Consider the following 26,681-nt stretch of genomic DNA (forward strand, 5'->3'; position numbering starts at 1 on the left):
AGACTGACGGAGAACACACGGATGGATCAGATACGAGAGAAAAGTCCGATTGAGCTTGAGCTGCTGCAACGCGCGCGCAATTTGATACCTGCGCTTAAAAGCCGTTCAGCCCAGGCGGACAAGGACTGCAAGCTACCTGACGAAACCGTTCGCGAAATGCAGGAAGCCGGGCTGTTTCGTGCCCTGCAACCGAAAATGTGGGGCGGCCATGAAGTCGACTTGCGCACCTTTTTTGAAATTCAGATGACCCTGGCCGAAGGCTGCATGTCCACCGCCTGGGTCTATGGCGTAGTGGGTGTGCACCCGTGGCAACTGGCGCGTTACCCGGTAGAGGCGCAGCGTGATGTGTGGGGCGAGGACAGCTCGGTGCTGGTGGCCTCGACCTATATGCCCGTGGCCAAGGTTACGCCGGTCAAGGGCGGCTATCAGGTCAGCGGGCGCTGGGGCTTCTCCAGTGGCAGCCAGCATGCGCAGTGGTGTCTGCTTGGCGGCATCGTGCCGCAAGACGAAACCGGCCCTACCGAACACGGCACCTTCCTGATCCCGGCCAGTGACTACCGTATCGAGCAGAACTGGGACGTGCTGGGCCTGCGCGGCAGCGGCAGCCACGACATAGTCGTCGAAGATGCCTTTGTTCCGGCTCATCGGGTGCAACGCACCAACAATTACGGCATCGAAGCCACACCGGGGCGTCTGGTCAACACCAACCCGATGTACGCCATCCCGTTTGCCCAGGTGTTTGCCCGCGCCGTCTCTACCTCGGCCCTCGGCGCACTGCAAGGCGCGATCAACGAGTTCCGCGACAACGCGGCCAAGCATATCGGCAAGCATGGCGCCAAAACCGCCGAAGACCCGGCCGCGCAGGCTGCCGTGGCTGAAGCCATCATCACTGTCGATTCGTTAAAACTGGTGCTGATGCGCAACTACGCCAACCTGATGGCGCTGGCCGCCGCGGGGGAATACCCGGATGTGGAAACCCGCTTGCTGTATCGCTACCAGTCTTCCCATGTGACCAATGTCTGCGCCGACCGGGTCAGTGACCTGCTGCGCTGCATGGCCGCATCGGGCTTGTACAACACCAACCCGGTGGCGCGCTTCTTCCGTGACCTGCATCAGGCGCGCGGGCATATCGCCAATAACGAGGCGGCTTACCGTCGCAGTTATGGCCTGGTGCAATTGGGCCTGCCCAACGCGGACCCGTTTGTGTGATCGGCTGATCTGCACCCGGCAAAACACCTCTGACCTCAGCGCAAGGCATAACAATAATGACGGCTCACGATCAGTCTCAGTCCAGCTATGACGTAATTGTTGTCGGCTCCGGCGCCGGCGCCATGACCTCAGCCCTGTTTGCGGCTGATCAGGGCCTGTCGGTCCTGATTGTCGAAAAAAGCGATAAATACGGTGGCACTTCGGCGATTTCCGGTGGTGGTATCTGGATCCCCAACAACCATTACTTTGCCGCGCTCGGCGGGAAGGACAGCCCCGAGCTGTCGATGCAGTACCTCAAGGCGGCCACCGGCGAGCATGGCGACCCGGTGCGCCTGCAGGCGTATCTGGATCACGCCGCGCCGATGATCAAAAGGCTCACGGCCAACAGCCATGTGCGTTACGCGGTGGCCGACAAATACCCCGATTACTACCCGCAACTGCCCGGCGCCTTGCCGGGTGGTCGCACCCTGGACCCGGAGCTGTTCGACACCAGCCTGCTGGCTGAAGAACTGCCCAACCTGCGCAAGCCTTCACCCTCCACCCTGTTGATGGGGCGCATTGCCTGGACGGCCCGCGACGCGCACAAGGCCATGGCGCGCAGCTTTGGCTGGCAATGGCTGATCTTCAAGCTGATGGCGCGCTACAAGCTCGACTTCAAATGGCGGCGCAAGAGCAAATATGACCGCCGTGCTGCGCTGGGCAGCTCACTGGTGGCGTCGCTGCGTCGTTCGCTGATGGATCGCAACGTGCCGCTGTGGCTTAACACCGACTTTCAGGATGTGTTGCTCGACGGTGATAGGGTGTGCGGCATCAAGGTCGCCACCGGCGGCAAGGTGCTTGAACTCAAGGCCCGTCGCGCGGTGATTTTCGGCTCCGGCGGATTTGAGCAGAACCAGACCCTGCGCGAGAAGTTCTTGCCGCAGCCGACCCGTGCCAGCTGGAGCGCAACGCCACCGGGCAACAATACCGGGGCAGCGCTTGAGGCCGGCATGCAGATCGGCGCGGCCACTGCGCTGATGGACTGGGCCTGGTGGGCACCGACCATTGCCGTACCCGGCGAAGAAAAACCCCGCGGTGTATTTGCCGAGCGGGCGTTCCCGGGGGCTATTGTGGTCAACAGCCTGGGCCAGCGCTTCGTCAACGAGGCGGCGCCGTACCTTGAATTCGTCGATGCCATGTACCAGGACAATCGCAAGACTGATGGCCGCTCAGTGCCGTCGTGGGTGATCTTCGACGGGCACTTTCGCTTCAATTACGCCATGGGCCCGTTGATGCCGGCCCAGGTGGTGCCCGACAGCCGTTTGCGCAAGGAGTGGCTCAACACCGTGTACTGGAAGGCCGACAGCCTTGAGGCTCTGGCCATGCAGATCGGTGTGGATGCCCAGGGGCTGGACAGCACCGTGCAGAAGGTCAACGGCTATGCCCAAACCGGTGTCGACCTGGACTTCGATCGCGGCGGCAACGTCTTCGACCGCTACTACGGCGACAGCAATATCAAACCCAACCCGTGCCTGGCGCCATTGCGCAAAGGCCCGTTTTACGCCATGCGCCTGGATGCCGGGGACATCGGCACCAAAGGCGGCCTGCTGACCAATCAACATGCTCAGGTGGTGCGTGAGGACGGTCAGCCGATCCCCGGCCTGTACGCGATCGGCAACTGCTCGGCATCAGTGATGGGTACCAGCTACCCGGGCGCCGGTGGCACCCTTGGCCCGGCCATGACCTTCGGCTATATCGCCGCCAATCATATCGCCAGCAGCGTGCCGGCAACGGCCAGCGCCAAGGTGCGGGCACTGTCATGAGCCGAGCGCAGAACACCACCAGTAACAGTAAAATCCTCGCGCCATTGCAGGCCGATCGGCTCAGCGCACGGGACTGGCACGACACCTGTGATGTGCTGGTGATCGGTTGGGGGGCGGCGGGTGCCTGCGCTGCGCTGGAGGCCAGCAGCAATGGCGCCAGGGTGATTGTGGCCGACCGCTTTACCGGCGGTGGCGCGAGTGCCAAAAGTGGTGGTGTGGTCTACGCCGGTGGCGGCACCCGGCATCAGCAGGCTGCAGGTTTCAACGACAGCACCCAAGCGATGTTTGACTACCTCAAGCACGAAACCCAGGGCGTGGTCAGCGACGCCACCCTGCAAAAATTCTGCGATGACAGTGTCAGCAATCTGGACTGGCTTGAAAGCCACGGTGCCCGTTACGCCCACAGCGTACCGCCGGGGGGTAAAACCTCGTACCCGTCCGATGGCCATTTTTTGTATTACTCGGGCAATGAGCTGGTGCCTTCCCATGCCGGGGCCCGGCCACCGGCGCCCCGCGGCCATCGTACGGTGGGCAAGGGCCAGTGCGGCGCGGTGCTGTACGGACACCTCAAAGCAGCGTGCCTGCGGGCCGGGGTGCAACCGTTGTTGCAATCGGCGGCACGCCGGCTGGTGGTGGATGCCAGCGGGCGGGTAGTGGGTGCCGAGTTCTGGAGCCTGCCCGAGGGCAGCCGCGAAGCGCGCTTGCATGCACGCCTGGCGGCACGGGCCGAGCGCCTGCAAAACTTCGCCCCCGGTTACTGCGACCGCCTGCGCCTCAAAGTCAGCCAGCTGGAGCGTGACCATGGCCAGCCATTGCTGATCCGTGCCAGTCGCGCCGTTATCCTCAGCACCGGTGGTTTTATCTTCAACCGCGGGCTGATCCGCGATCATGCGCCCAACTTCAGGCGCAACTTCAAGGTGGGCGCGACCGGCTGTGATGGCAGCGGTCTGCTGCTGGGGCAGTCAGTGGGGGCCCGCAGCGAGCGTTTGAGCCGGGTGTCGGCCTGGCGCTTTATCAACCCGCCGCACTGCTGGCCCAAGGGCATTGTGGTCAACAGCAATGGCCAGCGTTTTTGCAACGAAGAAGTCTACGGCGCCACCCTTGGCCAGCCGCTGTGCGATGAGCAGGGCGGGCAGGCGTGGCTGGTGCTGGATGCGCGCTTGCGCAAACAGGCCATCCGCCAGGCGCTGTTTGGTGGCTATTGGTGGTTCCAGAGCCTGCCGGCGCTGGCCTTGATGCTGCTCAAGGTTCGCAAGGGCGACAACCCCGACCGCCTGGCCAGCGTTTGCGGCATGCAGGCGGGGGAGTTGAGTGGTGCCCTGCGCGCATATAACGCCGGTGCCCGGGGTGATGGGCCGGATGCTTTTGGCAAATCTGAAGGCAGCCGCCAGGTGCTGGACAAGGGGCCGTTTTATGCCTGCGATATCAGCGTTGGTAACCCGATCTTTCCTTTGGGTGCCCTGACCCTGGGCGGCCTGAAAGTCGATGAAGACAATGGCGCAGTCCTCGATATACAAGGCCAGCCGATTGCCGGTCTGTTCAGCGCTGGGCGCACCGCCATCGGCGTGGCGTCGCACCTTTATATTAGCGGCTTGTCCCTGGCCGACTGCGTGTTTTCGGGGCGGCGTGCCGGCCTTGCTGCCTCTGTCAGGAGCGAGCCTAGCACAACAATCGCGAGCAGGCTCGCTCCCGCAGACAGTGCAAAGGTGACCTTATGAGCGCACGTGTTGCGGGCAAGGTGGCGTTGATCACCGGCGGGGCCAGTGGCGTGGGCAGGGCGACGGCGCTGCTGCTCGCCCGTGAAGGTGCTCGTGTGGTGATCAGCGATATCGATGTGGCGGGTGGCCTGGCCCTGGCTGAAGAAATCGGCGAGCAAGCATTGTTTATTGAGCATGATGCGGGCAATGAAGCGCATTGGACGCGGGTGATCGACACCGTTCGCGAGCACTGCGGGCGCCTGGATATCCTGTTCAACAATGCCGGGATCCTGATCAAGGGCGATATCGAACAGACCACCTACAGTGATTGGCAGCGGGTGCAGCGCATCAACTCCGACAGTGTCTTCCTGGGTTGTCGCGCAGCCATAAGCCTGATGAAGGAAGGCGAGGGCGGCTCCATCATCAACATGTCTTCGATTGCGGCTGTGGCCGGACGCGAGGATTACGTTGCCTACAGCGCTTCCAAAGGCGCGGTTGCTGCCCTGTCGCGCACCGTGGCGGTGTTGTGCCGTCGGCGCAAATACCGCATTCGCTGCAACTCTTTGCATCCTGACGGCATCCTCACCCCCATGACCACCGCGGGCCTGCCCGCCGGGCTCGACCCGTGGAGCCTGACCATCGATGCCGACCCCATGGGACGCATGTGCCTGCCCGAAGATGTCGCTGCCAGCGTGTTGTTTTTGGCCAGTGACGAGTCCCGCGCCATCAGCGGTATCGAGCTGCGGATCGACAGCGGCCAGTTTGTGATGAGTATCTGATATGAACCTACCGGCGTATTTCTCCCTGCGCGTGGCGCAAATCGTGACTGAAACGGCGGACTCCCGCTCCCTGGTGTTCGACGTCCCTGCGGCCCTGCGTGAGCAGTTCACCTATAAGTCCGGGCAATTCCTGACCCTGCGCGTGCCCTTTGAGGGCGGCTGGTTGCCGCGCTGCTATTCGCTGTCCAGCACCCCGCTGGAGGACGAGCCGCTGCGCGTGACCATCAAGCAAGTCCGCGACGGGCGTGCGTCCAATTGGCTGTGCGAGCAGTTGCGTGAGGGCGATCAGCTTGAAGTGCTGGCGCCGGCCGGGGTGTTTGTACCGCGGCATTTTGACGATGACTTTGTGCTGTTTGGCGGCGGCAGCGGGGTCACACCGGTGCTGTCGATCCTGCGTTCTGCGCTGATTGCCGGTACAGGCCGAATTCTGCTGATTTACGCTAATCGCGATGAGGCGTCGGTGATCTTTGCCGGCGAACTCAAAGCCCTGGCCAGCGCCTACCCGCAGCGTCTGCAGGTGATCCACTGGCTGGACTCGGTCCAGGGCATACCGGCCGTGGCACAACTGGCGCAGATGGCCCGTCCGTTTGTGCATGCCCAGGCTTATATCTGTGGCCCCGGTCCGTTTATGGACGCCGCTGTGAGCGCCTTGCACGAGATCGGCATGGAGCACGGGCGCATCCACGTCGAGCGTTTTGTCTCGCTGCCGGAAGAGGGCAGTGTGGCCGCTCCGGCGCCGGTCAACACCGAGGTGATCGGCAGCCAGCTCTCGGTGCGCCTGGACGGTGAAGAATTTGAAGTGCCCTGTGCCGAAGGCGAAACCCTGCTCAATGCCATGCACCGAGCAGGCCTGAAACCGCCCAGCTCCTGTCTGGTGGGTTCCTGCGCGACCTGCATGTGTACGGTTGAGCGCGGCAGTGTCGAGATGCTGCGCAATGATGCCCTGGACCAACAAGAACTCAATGACGGCTGGGTGCTGGCGTGCCAATCGGTGCCCAGCAGCGAACAGCTGCGCGTGTGCTTTCCCGAATAACCTGCCAGACGAGTGACCGATGACTTCCAGCCTGCAACAGAGCCTGCCGCGCTCGATCCCGCAACTGCTGTTCAACGCCTCGGTGCAGCATGCCGGGCGCACGGCCATTGAAGAACATGGCCAATGCATCGACTACAGCGAACTGCCGCGCCTGGCCCTGGGCGTAACCCGCAGCCTGATGGCCCAGGGCATTGGCAAGGGGGACCGGGTGGCGATCTGGGCACCCAACGGGCGTGACTGGATCATCGCCGCGCTGGGTATTCATTGCGCGGGGGCGGTCATGGTGCCGATCAACACCCGGATGAAAGGCCCGGAAGCGGCTGATATTTTGCTGCGCAGCGGCAGTAGTCTGCTGTTTGTGCAGCCGAGTTTTCTGGGCACCGATTACCTGGCCTTGCTCGCGCCTTATCGACCGGCCAGCCTCAAGTGCCTGGTGTTGCTGGGCGAAAGCCCGGCGGCCAGTTCCGCCGGCCTGGACTGGGACGGCTTTCTCGCCCTGGGCGCGGCCACCAGCGAGTCTGCCGCGCTATTGCGTGCAGCCAGCGTGAATAGCGATGACCTCAGTGACCTGTTGTTTACCTCCGGCACCACGGGCAAGCCCAAGGGCGTGATGAGCGCTCACGGGCAAACCATCCGCGCCTTTAGTGAATATGTCTCGGTGATCGGTTTGCTGGCCGGTGATCGTTACCTGGTGATCAACCCGTTTTTTCATGCCTTCGGCTACAAGGCGGGCTGGCTTACGTGCCTGCTGGCGGGGGCAACTATCCTGCCGCACCCGGTGTTCGACGCCGAAGCAGTGTTCCAGCGCATTGCCGCAGAACGCATCAACGTGCTGCCGGGGCCGCCGACCCTTTACCTGTCGATGCTGGCCCATCCCAAGCTGGCCGAGACCGACCTGTCGAGCCTGCGCATTGCCGTGACCGGTGCGGCGACGGTGCCACCGATCCTGATCGAGCGCATGCGCAGCGAGCTGGGCTTTGCGGTGGTGACCACCGCCTATGGCCTGACCGAATGCGGCGGCTTGGCCACTATTTGCGACCCCTCTGATTCGGCGACGATCATCGCCAGCACCAGCGGGCGGCCGATTCCGGGCACCGAAGTGAGCATCCGCGACCCGCAAAACCAGGCGTTGCCAGTGGGCAGTACAGGGGAGATCTGCCTGCGTGGCTTTCATGTGATGCAGGGCTATTTCGAGGACCCGCAGGCCACCGCCGAAACCATCGACAGTGAAGGCTGGCTGCACACCGGAGACATTGGCCAGCAGGATGCAGCGGGCAATCTGCGCATTACTGACCGGCTTAAAGACATGTTTATTGTCGGTGGTTTCAACTGCTACCCGGCGGAGATTGAAGCCGGGCTGATGGAGCATCCGGCCATTGCCCAGGTGGCGGTGATCGGTGTGCCGGACGAACGCATGGGCGAGGTGGGGTGTGCGTGCGTGGTGTTGCGCCATAGTGTGCAGCTGGATGAGGCCGGGTTGATCCTGTGGGCGCGCGAGCATATGGCCAACTACAAAGTACCGCGCCTGGTGCGCTTCTATGATGCGCTGCCGGTGAATGCCTCGAACAAGGTGGCGAAGAATGAGTTGCGCGCAGGGTTTATGTAACTGGCCAGGTGCGTTGCCCTCACCCCTGGGGTGAGGGCCGTTTTGCCGGACATAGAATCGGACATCGACAATGGCCGCAACTATCCCCTTTTGGCCTGCCTCCCTCTGTGAACGCGTCGGGCTCTGGGCAAGAATCAACCACGCCACACAATAACAATAATCCTTTTCGCCTTTGCCCTGAGCCCTTTGCTGGCCGCTGCCGTGTACACAACATAATAACTATCGATCTCACGCCGAATTCGGGGAACTGAGCCATGGACACTCTGAAACGCCTGATGGGCGCCACTGTTTGCGGGCTGACGCTGTTGGCCGGCGCTGTACAGGCAGAACAGCGCGAGTTGCGGGTGTACAACTGGGCCGACTATATCCTGCCGTCCGTGCCCAAGGATTTCGCCAAACAGACCGGCATCAAGGTCACCTGGGACTCGTTCGACACCAACGAGGCCCTGGAAGCCAAGCTGCTGACCGGTAACTCCGGCTATGACCTGGTGGTGCCCTCCAACCAGTTTCTCGATACCCAGATCAAGGCCGGTGTGTTCCAGAAACTGGACAAGAGCAAGCTGCCCAACTGGCAGCACCAGGACCCGGCCCTGCTCAAGTTGCTGGACACCAACGACCCCGGCAACCAGTACGCCGTGCCGTATATGTACGGTACGGTGCTGATCGGCTTCAACCCGGCCAAGGTCAAGGCGGCGCTGGGCGAGAATGCGCCGGTGGACAGCTGGGACCTGGTGTTCAAGCCCGAGAACATGGCCAAGCTGAAATCCTGCGGCGTGGCGATGCTCGATTCGCCTTCGGAAATCCTGCCGTTGGCGTTGCACTATCTGGGCCTTGACCCCAACAGCCAGAACCCGGCCGATTATGAGAAAGCCAAGGCGCTGATGCTCAAGATCCGCCCTTACGTGACCTACTTCAACTCCGCTAAATACATGACCGATATCGCCAATGGCGACATTTGCGTGGCCATTGGTTATTCCGGCAGCTTCTACCAGTTTGGCAACCGCGCCAAAGAGTCGGGCAACGGCGTGGTGGTGGACTGGCGCTTGCCCAAGGAGGGCGCGCCGATCTGGTTTGACACCTTCGCCATCCCTAAAAGTGCGAAAAACGTCGAAGAGGCCCACGAGTTTCTCAACCACCTGCTGGAGCCCAAGGTCATTGCCGGGATCAGCGATTTTCAGGGCTACCCCAATGCCAACAAGGATTCGCTGGCACTGATCAACAAGGACATCACCGCCAACCCCAACCTGACCCCGACCAGCGAGGCACTCAAGTCCTTGTATGTGGTGCAACCGCTGCCGCAAAAAATGGAGCGTGTGCGCACGCGGGTGTGGACCAGCATCAAGTCGGACAAGTAACCCCCCGGGGGTAGTGCATGGGGGTTATCGTCAAGCTCTGGCCAGGTTTCTACACTGGCCGTACTTAAGAACGAGGAGAACAGCACCATGCGTATCCGTGAGCTTGGTATCACCATCGGTTCAGGCACCCCCGGCGTGTTCAACGCCATTACCGACGTGCCGGGTGTGCGAGTAGGTCATCACACGCTCAACCTGGAAACCGGCGACGTTTCCATCCATTCCGGTGTCACCGTGATTGAACCGCGTGCGGGAGCCACGCACCTGCAACCGTGCTTTGCCGGCGTGCATGTGCTCAATGGCAACGGCGACGCCACGGGGCTGGAGTGGATTCGCGAAGCCGGTTTGCTGACCTCGCCGATTGCCTATACCAACACCCACAGTGTTGGCGTGGTGCGCGATGCGCTGGTGGCGGCCGAGCGCGAACTGGGCAAGCAGCACACCTACTGGTGCATGCCCGTGGTGCTTGAAACCTACGACGGCACGCTGAACGATATCTGGGGCCAGCATGTTACGGCCGAGCATGTGCAACTTGCGCTGCAGGATGCCAGGTCAGGCCCGGTGCAGGAGGGTAATGTGGGCGGTGGCACAGGGATGATCTGTCACGAGTTCAAGGGGGGCATTGGCACTTCCTCGCGGGTACTGGGCCCGGAGCAGGGTGGCTGGACCGTCGGTGCGCTGGTGCAGGCCAACTACGGTGTGCGCGAAGCCTTGCGGGTGGGGGGGTACCAGGTCGGTACCGTCCTCGATGATGTGCCGTCGCCGTTCAAGAGCGAGAAAAATGTGGGCGTGCCGGGCATGGGGTCGATCGTGATTACCATCGCCACCGATGCGCCGTTGTTGCCACACCAGTGTACCCGTCTGGCGCAGCGTGCCAGTGTCGGGCTGGCGCGAGTGGGGGGCGGCACTGAAGACTCCAGCGGTGATATTTTTATTGCCTTTGCGGTGGGTAACAGCAACTTGCCGGCAGCCAACTTCGGCCATCCGGGTGAGCCGACCATGGCATTGCAGATGGTCAACAACGACTACATTTCGCCGCTGTTTGCGGCGGCGGCGGATGCGGTAGAGGAGGCGATACTCAATGCCATGCTCGGTGCCGATGACCTGACGGGCTGTGGCAACACCGTGCTGGCGCTCAAGCCTGAGCGTTTGCTGGTGGCGTTGCAGCAGGTGGGCTGGAAAGCCGCTTGATCCCGTAATCCCGTAGTCGCTGCCGAGGAACGAAGGCTGCGAGCTTTTTGTTCGAGTCGCTGCAAGGCAAGAGCTCGCAGCCTTCGTTCCTCGGCAGCGACTACGCGGTCCTGTGCCTGTCAGAGCTTGGGCAACTGCCCCACCCGGGCCATCATCTCGGTGACGATCTGCAGGTCCAGCATAAACTGCTCGACCGTCTTGAACTCATTGTCGGTATGCCCGGTGTATTTCACATCCGGCATGGCCAGGCCGAATTGCACGCCGTTAGGCAGTTCATGCACCGAGGTCGCACCTGCCGAAGTTCCGAACTTGTGCTCCATGCCCAGGTTCTCACTGGCCACGGCCAGCAACGCCTTGACCCACTCACCCTCGGGGTTGCGGTACATCGGCTCGGCAATGGTGTAGTCGAAGGTCACCGGCACCTGCTTGCTCTTGCTCCAGGCCGCCAGTTTTTCGGCAATCTGTGCTTTCAGTGCTTCAGGCGACTTGCCCTTGGGCACACGCAGGTTGACCGCCAGCTTGAGCGCCTTGTCGTCCAGCCCCACAAACGTCAGCGAAGTGGTCAGCGGCCCCATAAACTCATCGGCAAAACCGACGCCCAGCTTGCCACCCTTGTAGTCCAGGCCCCAGTTGTCGGCCGCATAGTGCGCAGCATCGGTGATGTGGTTTTGTTTGAGGGCGATAGGGCCGTCAACGCTGCTGATAAAATCGAGCATCCGCGCTACCGGGTTGATCCCGGACTCGGGCTCCGAGGAATGAGCCGAAACCCCGGTCACGGTCAGCACTACCTCTTTGCCCACCACCTTGGCATTGATCTCGAAATCGCCGCCATTGCGCTTGGCATATTCAGCACCGGCCTTGTTCAGGCTGGCCGCCAGCTCGGCCGGTTTGTCGGTCAACAGGGTCGCCACTGACGTCGACGGGATCTGGTTGGTGGCCATGCCGCCGGTCAGCGCGATGATTTCTGCGCCCTGGCCTTCGCCCTTGCGTCGGGCAAAAGTAGCCATGACGGTGCCGTAGCCTTTCTCGGCGATCACCACCGGGTAGCCGCCATCCAGCGCCAGGTTGTAGTTGGGCACCGGGTTGTGTTCGAAGTAATAAGGGATGGCATCACCGCTGGTTTCTTCGGTGGTGTCGATCAGCAACTTGAAGTTTCTGGCCAGTGGCAGTTGCTCTTCCTTGATGACTTTCATGGCGTACATCGCGACCACTATGCCGTTTTTGTCATCCTCTGTACCGCGCCCATACATGCGGTCGCCGATCAGGGTGACCTTGAACGGGTCGAGTTTGGTTCCGTCCTTGAGTACCCAGTTTTCCGGGGTTACCGGCACGACGTCGGCGTGGGCGTGAATACCGACCACTTCATCACCACTGCCTTCGAGGGAGACTTCATAGACACGGTTGTCGATATTGCGAAAGTTCAGGTTGAAGGCCTTGGCGAGGTCCTTGATTTTGTCGGCGATCTTGAGAAACTGCGGGTTCTCGTACTGGGGCACGTCATCCAGGTTTACCGTCGGGATAGCTACCAGCTCACGCAGGGTTTCGGTGGCCGCCTTGCCGTATTTGAGACGGGTATACAGGCCCAGCAGGCGATAGATTTCGTTCTGCTGCTCTGCGCTCAATGCCTTGTTGTCGATGAAGGCGTTGATGGTCGGGCCGAGGTTATCTTGTTGCGCCAACTCGCTCTTGCCCAAAGCCCCCAGAAACTGCCGGAAGTCAGTGATTTTGCTGTCGCTGAAGGTCTTGAGGATCACGGCGCTCTGTTGCGGGGTGATGGTGGCGTGGGCAGCAGTGCTGAACCCGGCAAGGCTGGCCATCATCATGGTTGCAGCGGCCAGGTGCTTAAGTGAAAAGTCCATTTTGCAGGGCATTCCTGTACAGGTTGTTGGAGAGAAATATGCAATAAATGAAACAAAACATTTCCAAACTTACACTGCAAGGACGTGGGACGGTAGGTACTTTTTACTCCTGCGCCTGTAAAAACAACGAGAACAGTTCGGACTGTGACTTGATTCCCAACTTGCCGTACATGTGCTTGCGATGGACCTTGACGGTCTCGGCGGAAATCACCAGTTTGCGGGCGATTTCCTTGTTTGAACAACCACTTAGCAACAGCAGGGCGACTTCCATTTCCCGCGCGGTCAGCGGCGTGGTCAACTGCTCGGCAGCCGCTTCAAGGCGGCTTTCCCAGTTGCCAGGCTGCTCCGGCGCCTCCCCGGGGTCGCGTTCAAACATCAGGCGCTGACGCATCAGTGCTGCGACCCAGGGCCGTACCAGCCCCAGCAACGCGCCGTGTTCCAGGCTGAAGCGGCACTGGCTGCCCAGTGACAGGCTCAGGGTGCGTTGGTTGTCGAGTTGCACATTGATATGCACCTCGTCAGTGACGATATTCAGGCGGAAATAGCGCTGGTAGTAATCGGTCTGTGCAAAGCATTCCGGGGCCACGTCCTGCAGGCGGACTAACCCGCTCTGTGGTGCTTCGCGGTTGGCAATGTAGAACGGGTCGAGCAGGTACAGGCCTTTGAGATAGTCCTGAAACAACGAGTCCATGCCACCGTCTGCACCGGGGGACTCGGCGAGAACCTGCGGCTTGCCGGCGCTATAGATCAGCACCACCCAGTTGTCCACGGGTATATAGCGGCCCAGCAAACGTACCAGCGCAGTCCAGAAATTGGGCCGGTCGAGGGTTTCGATCACGCGGCCCATCGCGTCGTGCCAGGCCACATCCTGCAAGGTCAGATTCATCTCACTACCCACCGGGTGTTACCCCATCGAAGTCATTTATTGGCGCGGTGCCGCGCACCATACTCGGCTCATCCCACCGTGCAAGGAACCGAGATGAAAATTGAATTGGTGCAACTGGCAGGCCGTGACGGCGACACCGCTTATAACCTGTCGCGCACACTGAATGCCATCGCCACCTGCGCTGGCGATACCGATTTGCTGGTGTTCCCGGAGACCTATCTGAGCGGCTTTGTCGGCGGCGCGCAACTGGCGCAGGTGGCCGAGCCCTTGCACGGCACGACCCTGCAAACCGTGTTGCAGGCCGTGCGCGAGCGTGGCGTGGCGGTGGTGCTGGGATTTGCCGAAGTGCATCAAGGCAGGTTCTACAACAGCTCGGTACTGGTGACTCCCGAGGGTATTGCGCTGCAGTACCGCAAGACCCATCTGTGGCCAAGCGAGCGCAGTGACTTTAGCCCCGGCGACCGTTATACCACCGTGCTCTGGCGGGGTGTGCGGGTTGGCCTGCTGATCTGCTACGACATCGAGTTGCCGGAAACCAGCCGCGCACTGGCGCAACTGGGGGCAGAAGTAGTCATCGTCACCAACGGCAATATGGACCCCTACGGCCCGGTGCATCGCACTGCGATCATGGCCCGCGCCCAGGAAAATCAGTTGTTTGCGGTAATGGTCAATCGTGTTGGGGCGGGGGATGACGGCCTGGTGTTTGCCGGTGGCAGCATGGCGGTCGACCCGTTCGGGCGTGTGCTGTTTGAAGCAGGGCGCGATGAGGTTCGCCATGTTGTAGAGCTGGACCTGGATCAGCTCAAGGCTGCCCGGCGTGACTACGATTACCTCAAAGATCGTCGTTTGATGCTGTCGGGCGAACAGATAGAGCACTCGGACGGGCGTCGCGAACTGTTGATCGGAGCCAGCCAATGAAGACTAAAAACACTATGGGTCTTGCCCTGGCTGCGCTCTTGGGTTGCAGCCTGGTTCACGCCGCCGGGCCTCAGGTGAATATCTACAACTGGTACGATTTTATCGCACCGGACACGATGAAAAACTTCCAGGCCGAAACCGGCATAGGCTCGATGTACGACGTGTTCGACAACAGCGATGTGATGCAAAGCAAGCTCATGGCCGGTCGCAGCGGGTATGACGTTGTTGTGGCCACAGGGGACCTGTTGCCCAACTTGATCAAGGCCGGGGTGCTCAAGGAACTCGATCCGGGGCAGTTGCCCAATCGAGTACACCTGGACCCCGCCATCCTCGCCAAGATGCAGAGCAATGACCCCGGCAATCGCTATGCCGTGCCGTATTTGTGGGGCACTACAGGGGTGGGTTATGACGTCGACAAGGTCAGGGCGATTCTGGGGCCGGACGCGCCGGTGGATTCCTGGGACCTGATCTTCAAGCCCGAGAACCTGAGCAAATTGAGCCAGTGCGGCGTGGCCATGCTTGATGCCCCCGGTGAAATCATTCCCATCGCCTTGCACTACCTGGGCTTGCCGTACAACAGCAACCAACCTCAGGACTATGCCAAGGCCGAAGCGTTGCTGCTGACGTTACGTCCTTACATCCGCTATTTTGACTCGTCGAAATTCATTACCGACCTGGCCAATGGCAACATTTGCGTGGTGGTGGGTTGGGCGGGCGGGGTGCAAGACGCCAAAACCGCCTCGCAGGTGGCCGGCAATGGGCGCAACATCCGCTACAGCATCCCGCGTGAAGGGGCGCCGATCTGGGTTGAGAGCATGGTATTGCTCAACGACGCGCCCAACCCGCAACAGGGGCTGGCCTTTATCGACTATATGCTGCGCCCGCAAGTAATTGCGCAGACTTCGACCTACCTCAAATATCCCAATGCGAACCAGGACGCCAGGCCACTGATGGACCAGTCGTTGCGCGACAACCCGGATATCTACCCAGGCAAAGAGGTGATGGCAACGTTGTTTCCGCTGGAGCCACTGGCGCTGAAACTTGAGCGGGTGCGCACACGGGTGTGGAGCAAGGTTAAAAGCGGTACGTGACCTGAACCTCTGAATCCCTGAACCCCTGTAGCCGCTGACGAGGAACGAAGGCTGCGATCGGGCGCGAAGCGCTCGTAAAATCATACAACTCGGTGTGGCAGATATATTGAGTGCTGAGGTTTTGCGGCCGCTTCGCGCCCGATCGCAGCCTTCGTTCCTCGTCAGCGGCTACAGTTTTACGTTTTACGTTTTACGGTGTTAGAGTTTTTCCAGTGTCCGTGCATCAACATGGTCACGAACGGTCCTGACCCTCGGCATCGCCGGCAACACCGCCTCCTGCAAGGTCCGCGCAGCAGGGTGGGTAAAGCGCATCTGCGCCGTGACCGGCAGGTCTTCCACCAGCTTGCCCTCTGCCAATACCACCACCCGCTGGCAAAAACGCTGCACCAGGCTCAGGTCATGGGTGATCAGCAAAAAGCCGGTGCCGGACTCGTGCCGTACCTGGGCCAGTAAATCCAGAATCTGCACTTGCAGCACCCGGTCAAGGTTAGACAGGGCTTCATCGAGGATGATCAACTGCGGGCCGATCGCCATGGCCCGGGCAATACCGGCGCGTTGCAGTTGCCCGCCGCTCAGTTGTGCCGGCAGTTTGTCGATATCACGGGCTTCAAGCTGGACTTGCTGGAGCAATTGCTCAACCCGGTCCCTGCAGGCCGCGGCGTCCATGTCTGAAAGATGGCGCAAAGGCTCGGCAATGCTCCAGCCAATGCTGCGCTGGGGGTTGAAGGCGCTGAGCGCATCCTGAAAGACCATCTGCACACGCTGCAAAAACGGCGGCTGGCCCTTGAACACAATGCTGCCCCGGTCGGCGCTTTCCAGGCCCATCAGCAGGCGCGCCAGGGTGCTTTTGCCGCTGCCGCTGCCTCCCAGCAGGCCAAGGCTTTGACCTTCGTGCAGGTCCAGGTTCAAGCCGCTCAGCACCTGCACCCGATGCCGTTTGCTGAACAGTCCACCGGCGCTGTAGCCGTGCTCAAGATCACGTACTTGTATAAAACTCATGGCGCGCAGCTCTCCATTGTCAATGAGTGGTGCGCCGCCAGCAGCGTGCGCGCTTCCTGGCTTTGCGGGGCATTGAACAGTTGGTGCACATCGGCCTGTTCGACGATACGGCCGTGAGCCATGACGCTGACCTGATCGGCGCAGCGTGCCACCACGCCCATGTCATGGGTGATCAACAGCACGCCAAGGTTGCGTTGCTCTACCAGCCGCTGCAGCAGGTCGAGAAAACGCGCCTGCGCGACCACATCCAGATCGCTGGTGGGTTCGTCGGCCAGCAAGAAGCGGCTGTCGGCGAGCAGGGCCAGGGCGATCATCATGCGTTGCAGCATGCCGCCGCTCAGTTGAAAGGCAAATGAGTCCAGTACCCGCTGATCATCGTGCAGGCCCACTTCATGCAACGTGGCCTGGATCAGTTGTTCGGCCTCGACCCCTTGCAGGCCACGGGCGTGGAGGGTTTCGAGGGCGTGCTGGCGCAGGGAACGCACCGGGTTGAAGGCGCTGCGCGGGTTTTGCAGCACCAGCGCTACCTGGCGCCCGCGCAATTGCGCAGCATCCACCGCCTGGCCGTCCAGCAACAGGCTGGCGCCACTGCTGTGCACGCCGGGGGGCAACAGGTCGAGGATGCCCAGGCTGGTCAGCGACTTGCCTGAACCGCTGGCCCCGACCAGCGCATGCACCTGACCGGCCTTGAGGGTCAATTCGACCCGGTCGACCAGGGTGCGTTGTCGGTGTTTGAGGGTCAGGTCGCGAATGGTCAATGTCTGCTTCATTCCTTGATCTCCGCCAGTACGCTGGGGTCAAGGCGGTCGCGCAAGGCGTCGCCCAACAGGTTGAAGGCCATCACCGAGATAAAGATCATCAGGCCCGGCCACAGCAGCAGTTGCGGCTGGGTCCAGATAAATTCCTTGGCATCGTTGATCATCACGCCCCACTCGGGGGTCGGCGGGCTGACGCCCAGGCCCAGAAAGGACAAGCCCGAGACATGCAGCATCATGTGGCCAATATCCATCGACGCCAGCACCAGCAATTGCCCCACGACGTTGGGCATCACATGCTGGCGCAGCCGGGTCAGGCGCGAGGCACCGGCCAGTCGCGACGCCAGCACATAGTCACGGTTGCGCTGGGCCAGGACCATGCCGCGCACCATACGTGCATACCAGGCCCAGTGGGACAGGGCGATGGCGATGATGACGTTGGTCAGGCCGGTACCCAGCAAGGCGATCAGAAAGAACGCCAGCACCAGGGTCGGGAAGGTCAGGAACATGTCGCACAGGCGCATCAGGAACATGTCGACCTTGCCCCCGACAATCCCGGCGATACCGCCAATCACCACGCCCAGTACCAACACCAGGCCCAGCACCAGCACCACGCTGCCCAGGGACAGTTGCGTGCCGACGATCAGCCGCGAGAGTACGTCGCGACCCAGGTGGTCGGTGCCCAGCCAATGGCTGGCACTGGCGGGCAGCAGGCGATCGTCGAGACTCACCAGGGTGGCGTCGTAAGGCGCCAGCCAGGGGCCGAACAGCGCCATCAACAGCAGCAGGGCGACCAGCGCATAACCGATGCGCGCGCCGTTTTTTTTGCCTGTATAAACAGCAGCCAGGGTGCTCATGCCATCACCCCCGAGAAACGTGTACGCGGATCGAGCCAGGCGTAGCAGATGTCCACCACCAGATTGCACAGCACCAGCAGTGTGGTCAGCAGCAGGGTGAAGCACTGCATGACCGGGAAGTCGCGGTTGAGCACGGCGCTGACCGCGAAGCGTCCAACGCCGGGCCAGGCGAAGATGGTTTCGATCACCAGCGCGCCACCGAGCAACTCGCCGATGTGCATGCCGGTGGCGGTCACCAGCGGCATCCAGGCATTGCGCAGAATATGGTCACGCCACACGCGCTTTTCGTTCAGGCCGCGGGCCCGGGCGTAGAACACGTGTCGATGCTCACGTACATCCAGCAGGCTGGCGCGCAGCAGCCGGGCGTTGATCGACATCGACATCAGGGCAATCGCCAGAACTGGCATCAGCAGATGCTGCGGGCCACCACGGCCCATCGGCGGCAGCCAGCCCAGCCACAGCGAGAACAGGGCAATCAGCAGGAATGCCAGCCAGAAATTGGGCATGGATACACCGATAAAGGTGATAAAGCGCACCACCTGATCGGGCCAGCGACCTTTCCAGCGGGCCGCTGCCAGGCCCAGGGGAATGCTCATCACCAGCGTGGCAAGCAAGGCCAGCCCCCCCAGTTGCAGGGTCGCGGGCAGGTAATAGAGGATGTCATCGAGCACCGGGCGCCCGGTGATATAGGACATGCCGAAGTCCAGATGCACGGCGTTCCACAACCAGGTGAGGTATTGCTCGGGCAGTGGCCGGTCCAGGCCCAGGGCATGGCGCGCCTCGGCCAGCGCGGCGTCGGTGGGCGGTATCTGCGACAGGCGCAGGTAATCCAGGGCCGGGTCGCCATTGCCCAGGTGCAGCAGGACAAAGACGATCAATGACACCCCCAGCAAAACCGGGATCAGCAGCACAAGCCGCAGGATGATATAGCGCAGCATGGTCTATGGCTTCCCTGTGGTTGGGTGCATCACTTCAAACGGCACGTCAAACAGCGTGCTGCCGAATTGCACGTTGTCGACGTTGTTAGCGCTGACACTGATGGCCGTGAGGTGTGAAATCGGCAGGTACACGGCTTGATCGTGCAGGGTGGTAAGAATCTCGCGGTAATCGTCGGCCCGTTTGCCCTCATCGGTTTCGCCCAGTACTTCGGCGATTTTCCGGTCGATGGCCGGCTTCATCGGCAGGCCGCGCTGGGCCATGTAGTCGGCGTGGCCGGCGTAGCGCATGGAACTGACAAACGAGTGCGGGTCATAGGGTGCGCCCCAGGTGTCGGCGAAGATCATGCCGAACTTGCCCTCGCGCTGGCGCTGTACCAGGGCGCCGTCTTCTTCGGCGCGCAACTTGACGTCGATGCCGACCTTGGCCAGTTCACCCTGAATGATTTCGGCGAGATTTTTTTGCAGGGCGCTGGGGCCCAGAAACACCAGTTCGGTGCTTAGCGGCTGACCGTCTTTTTCGCGAATGCGTTTGCCTGCAGGGATTTTCCAGCCCGCCGCTTCCAGGGTTTTTTTCGCCTGTTCAGGGGCGTAGGGCAGGGCCTTGAGGCCCAGGTCGGCATACGGCATGTTGCTGGCGAACAGCGCATCGGCACGGGGCTCCTGGCCGTGCAGCACCTTGGCAATGATGGTGTCCTTGTCCACGGCCTGATTGATCGCCTGGCGTACGGCCAGTTCATTGGTCGGGGCCAGGTCCGTGTTCATCGCCACGGTACGGGTGGCCAGCGGTGCGGAAATGGCCGTCTTGAAACCCGAATCGCGCAGGCGCACAAAGGTGCCGGGGGAGATTTCGCCGTCGGCACCCTGAATCAGGTCGATTTCACCGGTTTGCAGGGCGATGGCACGACTGTCCGGGTCGGAGATGACTTTGACCAGCACCGCGGCGTAGCCCGGTTTGACCCCCCAGTAGTGCGGGTTGCGCTCAAAACGGTCGAACTCGCCGCGCCGGGTTTGCGTCAGTACCCAGGGCCCGGTGCCCACCGGCACACCGGGTTTGGCGTCAGGGGCGGCAAAGCGCAACGGGCGAACTTGCGCCAGTTCCATCAGGGTCGGGTAGTAGGGGTGTTTGAGTACCAGCACCAGGGTATGTGCGTCCGGTGCCTCGACGCGTTCCAGGGTAGACACCAGTTCCATCCACTGATGGCGCTTGCTGTTGGCGAGCACCGCGTCAAGGTTGGCCTTGGCGGCAGCTGCGTTGAATGCACTGCCGTCACTGAAGGTCACGTCGTCGCGCAGGGTGAAGGTGTAGGTCTTGCCGTCCGCTGACACCGTCCATGACGTTGCCAGCCAAGGTTCCAGGGTGCCTTGGGCGGTATAGCGCACCAGCGGTTCATAGACCATGGCCTGGGCATACATCTGGTTCGGTGAATAGCCGCGAGGGTCCAGCGGCCCGGCATTGGTTGGCCATGAGTAGGTCAGTGTGGGGGCCGGATCGCCCGCCCATGCAGTCGACAAGCCTGCGCTCAGGCAGGCTCCAATCATCCATAAGGTCAGCTGTTTTTTAGTCCATGACTGCTTCACACTGCGTCTCCCTCAGTTGATGGCCGGTGGCCTGATCAGATGCTGGGTATGAAGTCTATGTCAAAAGTTCATAACTGCGAGGCCGATTAGATGCAGAGGGTCACTATTTCGCTGGACGATGCTTTATTGGCCGCCATTGATGAACGGGTGGGCACCCACGGCTACCAGGGGCGCTCGGAGGCCATCCGCGATTTATTGCGCGCCGGCCTGCTGGAGCCGGAGCAGGGCGACCTGCAAAGCGCTTGCGTGGCGACCTTGAGCTACGTCTATGACCACGCCACCCGGGAGCTGTCCAAACGTCTGAACACGGCCTTTCACGAGCACCATGACCTGACCCTGTCGACCTTGCACGTGCACCTGGACCAGGGCAAATGCATGGAAGTCTCGGTGCTCAAGGGCACGGTCGGCGAGGTGGCGCAGCTCACGCGCCAGGTGATGGCCGAGCGCGGAGTGCGCCATGGCAGCGCGCAGATTATTCCATTGGGAGATCTCGAGTAGCGGTGGGTCAGGCGATCTTTGCGGTCGCTGTCTGTAGTCGCTGCCGAGGAACGAAGGCTGCGATCGAGGACAACGTCCTCGTCTGCACGATGCTCGGCAGCGACCACAAATTTATGTCTTTGCTACTTCTCGACCAGGATCTTCGGGTTGGAGTTGCCCCACACCGTATAAAGGTCGGCCAGCAATGCACCGTTGATGTCTTCAACTTCCGCCTGGCTGATTTCGGCCTTGCCCTGTTGCCCGAACAACACCACTTCGTCGCCGCTTTTGACATCCGGCGCGTCAGTCACATCGACCATCAGCGTATTCATCGACACCTTGCCCACCACCGGCACACGATGGCCGTTGATCAGCACTATGCCCTTGTTGGTAAAGGCGCGGCGATAGCCATCGGAGTAACCCACGGTGATATTGGCCAGCTTCGAGTCGCGGCCCAGTGTCCAGGTGCGGTCGTAGCCCACGGTGTTGCCCTTGGGGTAACTGTTGACCGAAGCCACATGGGACTTGAATTGCATCACGCGCTTGTAGTCGGTGTGCGACGGCACGGTGTCGCCGAACAACGCGCCGCCAGGGCGAACCATGTCCAGGTGCGATTCCGGCACTTCCAGGGTGGCGAACGAGTTGGCCGCATGCAGGGTGATTTTGCTGCGGTCCAGTTCTGCGACATTGATCAACCACTGCGCCTGCTCGTTGAACGCCTTGAGTCCGGCGCGCACGTCGTCGGCATCTTCAACGGCGAAGTGGGTCATGATCGCGCGCACTTCCAGGTTGGGCACCTTGGTGATGGCGACGGCGTCGCGGCGGCCCTCGGCGGTGGTCATTTCCACGCCGTTGCGGCTCATGCCGCTGGAATTCAGGCCCAGGTGCACAACCAGCGGGCGACCGTGTTTTTCGGCGATCAGGCTGGCTTTGACGGCGAAATCAAGGTTACCCACCAACTCTTCCATATTGTACGGCAGCGCTGCTTCCAGCTCGCTGAGGGCTGCCGTGCGTACACGGATCAGTTGGCCCTTGAAACCGCTTTCACGTACCACACGGGCTTCTTCGTTGCTGGCCACACCCACACAAGGTACGCCGGTGGCAATGATCGAAGGCATCAGCAGGCCGATGCCATGACCATAGGCATCGGCCTTGAGCACGGCGCAGATTTTCGATTTGTCGCCGACAGTGGCTTGCAATACGCCAATGTTGTGCACGAACGCAGCTTTGTTGATCTCGACCCAGGCGTTGCTGTCTTGTGTGTTGACTTGGGCAACGCCGTCGACCATCGACAGTGGCGGTGCGGCGAAGGCCGGGTTTTGCAGTAAAGCCATGCCCAAAGACAGGGCCAGAAGAGTACGGGTGAAGGGCATTTGCTGAGTTTCCATACGTTATTTTTTTAGGGGCAGGGTGATGCGCGGCAATACTAGGATTGGCGTGTAGGAAAAGTCACTCCCCGGGCCGCGTATCTGTCTGAAAGTGTCGTGGTGCCGTATAGCCCGCGGTTCTCAAGTGCCAAGGCATACCAAAAAGGCTGCTTGAAATGACACTAAGCTAATGCAAAAACGATATTTATTACCAGTTTTTAAGATCGTTTAGCTTTAAGTCAACGCCGGACATCTACAGGTCCAGGGCCTTTCAGCAGCTCAACATGGGAGTGAGCCATGCCGCTTACACGAGACATCATCGCTTTGCCAACCCTGGACTTGTCATTGCTTGAAGGCACTGCCGCGCAGCGTCAGGGCTTGCTTGACGATTTGCGTCATGCGGCCCGGGATGTGGGTTTTTTCTACCTGACGGGACACGGCATCGACAGTGCTTTGTTGCAGCAAGTACAGGACCACGCCCGCCAGTTTTTTGCCTTGCCGGACAGTGAAAAAGCCGCAGTCGGCATGATCAACTCCCCGCATTTTCGCGGTTACAACCGTGCCGCTTCCGAGATCACCCGGGGCAAACCCGACCTGCGCGAACAGTTCGATCTGGGCGCTGAGCGGCAAGCGCTGCCTCTGGATGAAAACAGCCCGTACTGGGCGCGTTTGCAAGGTCCCAACCAGTGGCCGCAGGCGCTGCCCGCGCTCAAGCCCCTGCTGCTGGATTGGCAGCAGGCCATGACCACCATGTCGCTGCGCTTGCTGCAAGCTTTCGCCCAGGCGCTGGCTTTGCCGCAAGAGGCATTTGACCAGTTGTACGGTGACAAACCCAACGAGCATATCAAGCTGATGCGCTACCCGGGCCAGGCCCCGGACGACAGCCATCAGGGCGTTGGCGCGCACAAGGATTCGGGTTTTCTGAGCTTTTTGCTGCAGGACCAACAGGCCGGCTTGCAGGTCGAAATCGAGGAGGGCCGCTGGATCGACGTGCTACCACGGGCCAATACCCTGGTGGTGAATATCGGCGAATTGCTGGAGCTGGCCACCAACGGTTATTTGCGCGCCACGGTGCACCGTGTGCAGTCGCCCGCCCAGGGCAGCGAGCGCCTGTCGATCGCGTTTTTCCTGGGCGCGCAACTGGATGCCGTGGTGCCGCTTTACCCCTTGCCGGCGGCGTTGCTGCGCGAGGCGAGGGGCCCGGCCAGTGACCCGGCCAATCCACTGTTTCGCGATGTCGGCTGGAACTACCTCAAGGGCCGCCTGCGCTCGCACCCCGATGTTGCCCAACGTTATTACGCCGACGCATTGATTCCCAACGCGCTGAGCGCTTGAGCCCTCATTGAGCAAGGACCGTGAACATGATTAAAAAAACAGGCTTGACCCTGGCCGTGCTGGGCGCGCTGACCGCTGCTTTCAATGTGCAGGCGCAGGCGCCTTTACGGGTCGCAGCAGACGCTGTGCCCCATGCGCAGATTCTCGAATACGTGCAAAAAATCGACCCGCAGCTGAACCTCAAGATCATCGAGATTCCACCCGGGGTCAACTCCAACGAGCTGCTGGTGCATGGCGATGTGGATGCCAATTACACTCAACACTTGCCTTATCTGCGCTCTCAGGAACAGGCCCTGGGCGTAAAACTGGCCGTGGCGGCAACGGTGCATATCGAGCCGCTGGGGATTTACTCGCACCGCCATAAAACCTTCGATCAGGTGCCGCAACAGGGCACGGTCGCCGTGCCCAATAACGTCACTAACCTGAGCCGCGCCCTGTATCTGCTGCAGGACAACGGCCTGATCAAGCTCAAGGACGGTTTCAATGATCCGGCCGCCAATCAGGCAACGCCAAAGGACATCGCCGAAAACCCCAAACAACTGAAGATCCTGGAAATCGAGTCACCGCAGATTCCGCGATCGCTGGACGATGTGGATCTGGCGGTAATCAACGGCAACTACGCACTGGAAGCGGGCCTGGTACCCGCCAAGGATGCGCTGGGGCTGGAGAAGGTCGAGCACAACCCGTACGCCAATATCGTGGTGACCACGCTCAAGCTGCAGGATGACCCGCGGATCAAACAGTTGGCCAAGGACCTGGCTTCGCCGCAGGTGAGCACATTTATTACCGACAATTACGCCGGTTCGGTGATTCCGGTGGCAGCCCTGGACGCCAAGCCATGATCATTGTCGAGCAGTTGGGCAAAACCTATCGGGCAGGGCAGGCACCTGCGCTGGATCAGGTGTCGTTGAGCATCCCCGATGGCGCGATCTACGGCATTCTCGGGCGCAGCGGTGCGGGTAAATCGACCTTGCTGCGTTGCCTCAATCTGCTCGAGCGCCCCAGCAGCGGGCGCATCCTGCTCGACGGCAAGGACCTCACGGCCTTGTCCGACAGCGAGCTGCGCCAGCAACGCCAGCGCATCGGCATGATTTTTCAGGGCTTCAACCTGCTGCACTCACGCACAGTGTTCGACAACATTGCCGTGCCCCTGGAAATCTCCCGGGTGGCCAAGGCACAACGCACGGAGCGTGTGCGGGAGTTGCTCGACCTGGTGGGCCTGAGTGACAAGGCGCTGGCGTTTCCATCGCAGTTGTCCGGCGGTCAGAAGCAGCGGGTAGGGATTGCCCGCGCCCTGGCTGCGCGCCCGGCTTATCTGCTGTCCGATGAGGCCACCAGCGCTTTGGACCCGGAGACCACGGCGTCGATCCTGGAGTTGTTGCGCGATATTAACCGTCAGCTGGGGCTGACCATTGTACTGATCACCCATGAACTGGATGTGGTCAAGGCCATCTGTGATCACGCCGCCTCACTGGCCAACGGCCGCTTGGTCGAGGCTGGGCCGATTGCGCAGCTGCTCGCCAATCCGCAATCGAGCCTGGGGCGCTCACTGTTGCCGGGCTATAGCTCGACATTGGGCAAGGACAGCCAGGCGCTGGAGTTGAGCTTTTTTGACAACCTGCTGGCCGCTCCCGTGCTGCATGAACTGGTGCAGCAACAAGGCGTGCAGGTGAACCTGCTGGCCAGCGGCGTCGAAACCATTGGCGGGCGGCGAGTGGGGCGCTTGCGGGTGTCATTGGGCCAGGGCGGCGGTGAGCCGAAACTGCACCGGGTCATGGATTTTTTCAAGCAGCGCGGCGTCAGGGTGGAGCGTCTATGAACCGCATGAACGAGTGGAGTGACATCTTGCAACTGGTGCTCAATGCCACCGGTGAAACCCTCTATATGGTAGTACTGGCGGGGCTCTTCACCCTGTTGATCGGTTTGCCGCTGGGGGTGTTGCTGTTTATCAGCCGCCGCGATGGCCTGTACCCGATGCCCCGGCTCAACAACTGCCTGGGCGGGGCGGTCAACATCGGCCGTTCGCTGCCGTTTGTGGTGATGCTGATTGCCCTGATCCCGCTGACGCGGCTGGTGGTCGGCACAACACTGGGCAGCACGGCGGCGGTGGTACCTATTACTATTGGTGCCTTTCCGTTCTTTGCCCGTATCGTTGAAAACGCCCTGGACGAAGTCGACAAGGGCCGCATCGAAGCCATCCTGGCGATGGGGGGCGATATCTGGCATGTGATTTTCAAGGTGCTGCTACCCGAAGCACTGCCCGCACTGTTGGCCGGGATTACCCTGACACTGGTGATGCTGATCGGCTTTTCATCCATGGCCGGGATCATTGGCGGCGGCGGTCTGGGGGATCTGGCGATCCGCTACGGTTATCAGCGCTTCAACAACCAGGTCATGTTTGCCACGGTCGTGGTGCTGGTGATCCTGGTGCAGAGCGTGCAAAGCCTGGGGGACAGGCTGGTGCGCTCCCTGGCGCACCGGCGTTGAGGGCCGTGGTCATTTGCGCCACGCCAGCAACACCACACCCACGGTAATCAGGCTGATCCCCGCCCATTGGCGAATATCGAGCTTTTCACCCAGCAGCGTCACGCCCAGCACGGCCACAATCACCACGCTGAGTTTGTCCACCGGCGCCACCAGTGACGCCTGGCCCAGTTGCAGTGCCCGGTAATAGCAGATCCACGAGGCCCCGGTGGCCAGTCCCGAGAGCACCAGAAACACATAACTGCGCGCCGAAATGGAGCCCAGCGACTGATACTGGCCGGTTGCGTACAGGATCAGTGCCAGGCTCACCAGCACCACCACGGTACGCAGCAGGGTGGCGAAATCCGAGTTGATGCCGGTGATGCCGATTTTGCCGAAAATAGCCGTCATGGCGGCAAACACCGCCGAGAGCAATGCCCAGAATGTCCAGGATGAAAAAAACGGTGTGCTCATAAGGTCAGCCCGAGT

Annotated in this window: 24 protein-coding genes; 15 read left to right on the forward strand and 9 right to left on the reverse strand. The window is 61.2% G+C overall.

Going from position 1 to position 26,681, the window contains the following annotated elements; genetic code table 11:
• Positions 1–21 precede the first annotated feature (21 nt).
• The 8 genes from CJU81_RS10035 to CJU81_RS10070 all read left to right on the forward strand — a co-directional run bounded on the left by CJU81_RS10035 (position 22) and on the right by CJU81_RS10070 (position 10,669).
• Positions 22–1,209 carry an acyl-CoA dehydrogenase family protein gene (locus CJU81_RS10035; RefSeq protein WP_095036453.1) on the forward strand — a complete coding sequence of 396 codons (1,188 nt, stop codon included), beginning with the start codon at positions 22–24 and terminating at the stop codon, positions 1,207–1,209.
• Positions 1,210–1,265: 56 nt separating this feature from the next.
• The gene (locus CJU81_RS10040; protein ID WP_095036454.1) at positions 1,266–3,011 is read left to right on the forward strand and encodes an FAD-binding protein; all 1,746 of its coding nucleotides are present in this window, start codon (positions 1,266–1,268) and stop codon (positions 3,009–3,011) included.
• Positions 3,008–4,729, forward strand: a complete 1,722-nt coding sequence (locus tag CJU81_RS10045) for an FAD-binding protein (protein ID WP_095036455.1) — start codon at positions 3,008–3,010, stop codon at positions 4,727–4,729. The genes CJU81_RS10040 and CJU81_RS10045 overlap by 4 nt, the downstream gene beginning before the upstream one ends.
• A complete protein-coding gene (locus CJU81_RS10050) occupies positions 4,726–5,487 on the forward strand; it encodes an SDR family oxidoreductase (protein ID WP_095036456.1) in 762 nt (253 codons plus the stop codon). The genes CJU81_RS10045 and CJU81_RS10050 overlap by 4 nt, the downstream gene beginning before the upstream one ends.
• Before the next feature lies 1 nt (position 5,488).
• Positions 5,489–6,520, forward strand: coding sequence for a ferredoxin--NADP reductase (locus CJU81_RS10055; protein WP_095036457.1), 1,032 nt, complete (start codon positions 5,489–5,491; stop codon positions 6,518–6,520).
• A 19-nt stretch (positions 6,521–6,539) separates the two neighbouring features.
• On the forward strand, positions 6,540–8,126 hold the full coding sequence (locus CJU81_RS10060) for a FadD3 family acyl-CoA ligase (RefSeq protein WP_095036458.1): 1,587 nt from the start codon (positions 6,540–6,542) through the stop codon (positions 8,124–8,126).
• 254 nt (positions 8,127–8,380) lie between these two features.
• Positions 8,381–9,481 carry a polyamine ABC transporter substrate-binding protein gene (locus tag CJU81_RS10065; protein ID WP_095036459.1) on the forward strand — a complete coding sequence of 367 codons (1,101 nt, stop codon included), beginning with the start codon at positions 8,381–8,383 and terminating at the stop codon, positions 9,479–9,481.
• Between the two features lie 87 nt (positions 9,482–9,568).
• Positions 9,569–10,669 carry a DmpA family aminopeptidase gene (locus CJU81_RS10070; RefSeq protein ID WP_095036460.1) on the forward strand — a complete coding sequence of 367 codons (1,101 nt, stop codon included), beginning with the start codon at positions 9,569–9,571 and terminating at the stop codon, positions 10,667–10,669.
• Positions 10,670–10,788: 119 nt separating this feature from the next.
• Here CJU81_RS10070 and CJU81_RS10075 read toward each other — a convergent pair whose 3' ends face one another.
• Together CJU81_RS10075 and CJU81_RS10080 are read right to left on the reverse strand one after the other, a co-directional pair.
• Entirely contained in the window at positions 10,789–12,528 is a 1,740-nt protein-coding gene (locus tag CJU81_RS10075) for a dipeptidase (RefSeq protein WP_095036461.1), read from the reverse strand.
• Between the two features lie 103 nt (positions 12,529–12,631).
• Positions 12,632–13,414, reverse strand: a complete 783-nt coding sequence (locus tag CJU81_RS10080; protein WP_095036462.1) for a helix-turn-helix transcriptional regulator — start codon at positions 13,412–13,414, stop codon at positions 12,632–12,634.
• 93 nt (positions 13,415–13,507) lie between these two features.
• Between CJU81_RS10080 and CJU81_RS10085 the strand changes: the two genes are divergently transcribed.
• Both CJU81_RS10085 and CJU81_RS10090 read left to right on the forward strand, forming a co-directional pair.
• Positions 13,508–14,332 carry a carbon-nitrogen hydrolase family protein gene (locus tag CJU81_RS10085; RefSeq protein WP_095036463.1) on the forward strand — a complete coding sequence of 275 codons (825 nt, stop codon included), beginning with the start codon at positions 13,508–13,510 and terminating at the stop codon, positions 14,330–14,332.
• Positions 14,329–15,423: a polyamine ABC transporter substrate-binding protein gene (locus CJU81_RS10090; RefSeq protein WP_086796738.1), complete on the forward strand. Its 1,095-nt coding sequence runs from the start codon at positions 14,329–14,331 to the stop codon at positions 15,421–15,423. Before CJU81_RS10085 ends, CJU81_RS10090 begins: the two co-directional genes overlap by 4 nt.
• Positions 15,424–15,621: 198 nt before the next feature.
• On the opposite strand, the gene CJU81_RS10095 is transcribed toward CJU81_RS10090, so the two are convergent.
• Genes CJU81_RS10095 through nikA form a run of 5 tightly spaced genes read right to left on the reverse strand, consistent with a single transcriptional unit; the run spans position 15,622 to position 20,550 of the window.
• Positions 15,622–16,422: an ATP-binding cassette domain-containing protein gene (locus tag CJU81_RS10095; RefSeq protein WP_095036464.1), complete on the reverse strand. Its 801-nt coding sequence runs from the start codon at positions 16,420–16,422 to the stop codon at positions 15,622–15,624.
• The gene (locus tag CJU81_RS10100) at positions 16,419–17,192 is read right to left on the reverse strand and encodes an ATP-binding cassette domain-containing protein (RefSeq protein ID WP_095036465.1); all 774 of its coding nucleotides are present in this window, start codon (positions 17,190–17,192) and stop codon (positions 16,419–16,421) included. Before CJU81_RS10100 ends, CJU81_RS10095 begins: the two co-directional genes overlap by 4 nt.
• Positions 17,189–18,034, reverse strand: coding sequence for a nickel ABC transporter permease subunit NikC (gene nikC / locus CJU81_RS10105; protein WP_095036466.1), 846 nt, complete (start codon positions 18,032–18,034; stop codon positions 17,189–17,191). The genes CJU81_RS10100 and nikC overlap by 4 nt, the downstream gene beginning before the upstream one ends.
• Positions 18,031–18,972, reverse strand: coding sequence for a nickel ABC transporter permease subunit NikB (gene nikB, locus CJU81_RS10110; RefSeq protein WP_095036467.1), 942 nt, complete (start codon positions 18,970–18,972; stop codon positions 18,031–18,033). The genes nikC and nikB overlap by 4 nt, the downstream gene beginning before the upstream one ends.
• A 3-nt stretch (positions 18,973–18,975) precedes the next feature.
• A complete protein-coding gene (gene nikA, locus CJU81_RS10115) occupies positions 18,976–20,550 on the reverse strand; it encodes a nickel ABC transporter substrate-binding protein (RefSeq protein WP_095036468.1) in 1,575 nt (524 codons plus the stop codon).
• Positions 20,551–20,640: 90 nt separating this feature from the next.
• Between nikA and nikR the strand changes: the two genes are divergently transcribed.
• A complete protein-coding gene (gene nikR / locus CJU81_RS10120) occupies positions 20,641–21,048 on the forward strand; it encodes a nickel-responsive transcriptional regulator NikR (RefSeq protein ID WP_095031046.1) in 408 nt (135 codons plus the stop codon).
• A gap of 122 nt (positions 21,049–21,170) precedes the next feature.
• Here nikR and alr read toward each other — a convergent pair whose 3' ends face one another.
• The gene (gene alr / locus CJU81_RS10125) at positions 21,171–22,400 is read right to left on the reverse strand and encodes an alanine racemase (protein ID WP_095036469.1); all 1,230 of its coding nucleotides are present in this window, start codon (positions 22,398–22,400) and stop codon (positions 21,171–21,173) included.
• A 291-nt stretch (positions 22,401–22,691) separates the two neighbouring features.
• Here alr and CJU81_RS10130 point away from each other — a divergent pair, with 291 nt between their 5' ends.
• The 4 genes from CJU81_RS10130 to CJU81_RS10145 are packed head-to-tail and all read left to right on the forward strand — an operon-like array spanning position 22,692 to position 26,216.
• Positions 22,692–23,729: an isopenicillin N synthase family dioxygenase gene (locus CJU81_RS10130; RefSeq protein WP_095036470.1), complete on the forward strand. Its 1,038-nt coding sequence runs from the start codon at positions 22,692–22,694 to the stop codon at positions 23,727–23,729.
• Positions 23,730–23,755: 26 nt separating this feature from the next.
• Positions 23,756–24,571, forward strand: a complete 816-nt coding sequence (locus CJU81_RS10135; RefSeq protein WP_095036471.1) for a MetQ/NlpA family ABC transporter substrate-binding protein — start codon at positions 23,756–23,758, stop codon at positions 24,569–24,571.
• On the forward strand, positions 24,568–25,548 hold the full coding sequence (locus CJU81_RS10140; RefSeq protein ID WP_095036472.1) for a methionine ABC transporter ATP-binding protein: 981 nt from the start codon (positions 24,568–24,570) through the stop codon (positions 25,546–25,548). The genes CJU81_RS10135 and CJU81_RS10140 overlap by 4 nt, the downstream gene beginning before the upstream one ends.
• A 5-nt stretch (positions 25,549–25,553) precedes the next feature.
• Positions 25,554–26,216, forward strand: a complete 663-nt coding sequence (locus CJU81_RS10145) for a methionine ABC transporter permease (RefSeq protein WP_441007415.1) — start codon at positions 25,554–25,556, stop codon at positions 26,214–26,216.
• Positions 26,217–26,225: 9 nt separating this feature from the next.
• On the opposite strand, the gene CJU81_RS10150 is transcribed toward CJU81_RS10145, so the two are convergent.
• Positions 26,226–26,666 (reverse strand): EamA family transporter, encoded by a 441-nt coding sequence (locus CJU81_RS10150; RefSeq protein ID WP_095036474.1) that lies wholly within the window; start codon positions 26,664–26,666, stop codon positions 26,226–26,228.
• Between the last annotated feature and the right edge of the window lie 15 nt (positions 26,667–26,681).

The organism is Pseudomonas fragi, assembly GCF_002269505.1.
Taxonomy (GTDB): domain Bacteria; phylum Pseudomonadota; class Gammaproteobacteria; order Pseudomonadales; family Pseudomonadaceae; genus Aquipseudomonas; species Aquipseudomonas fragi_D.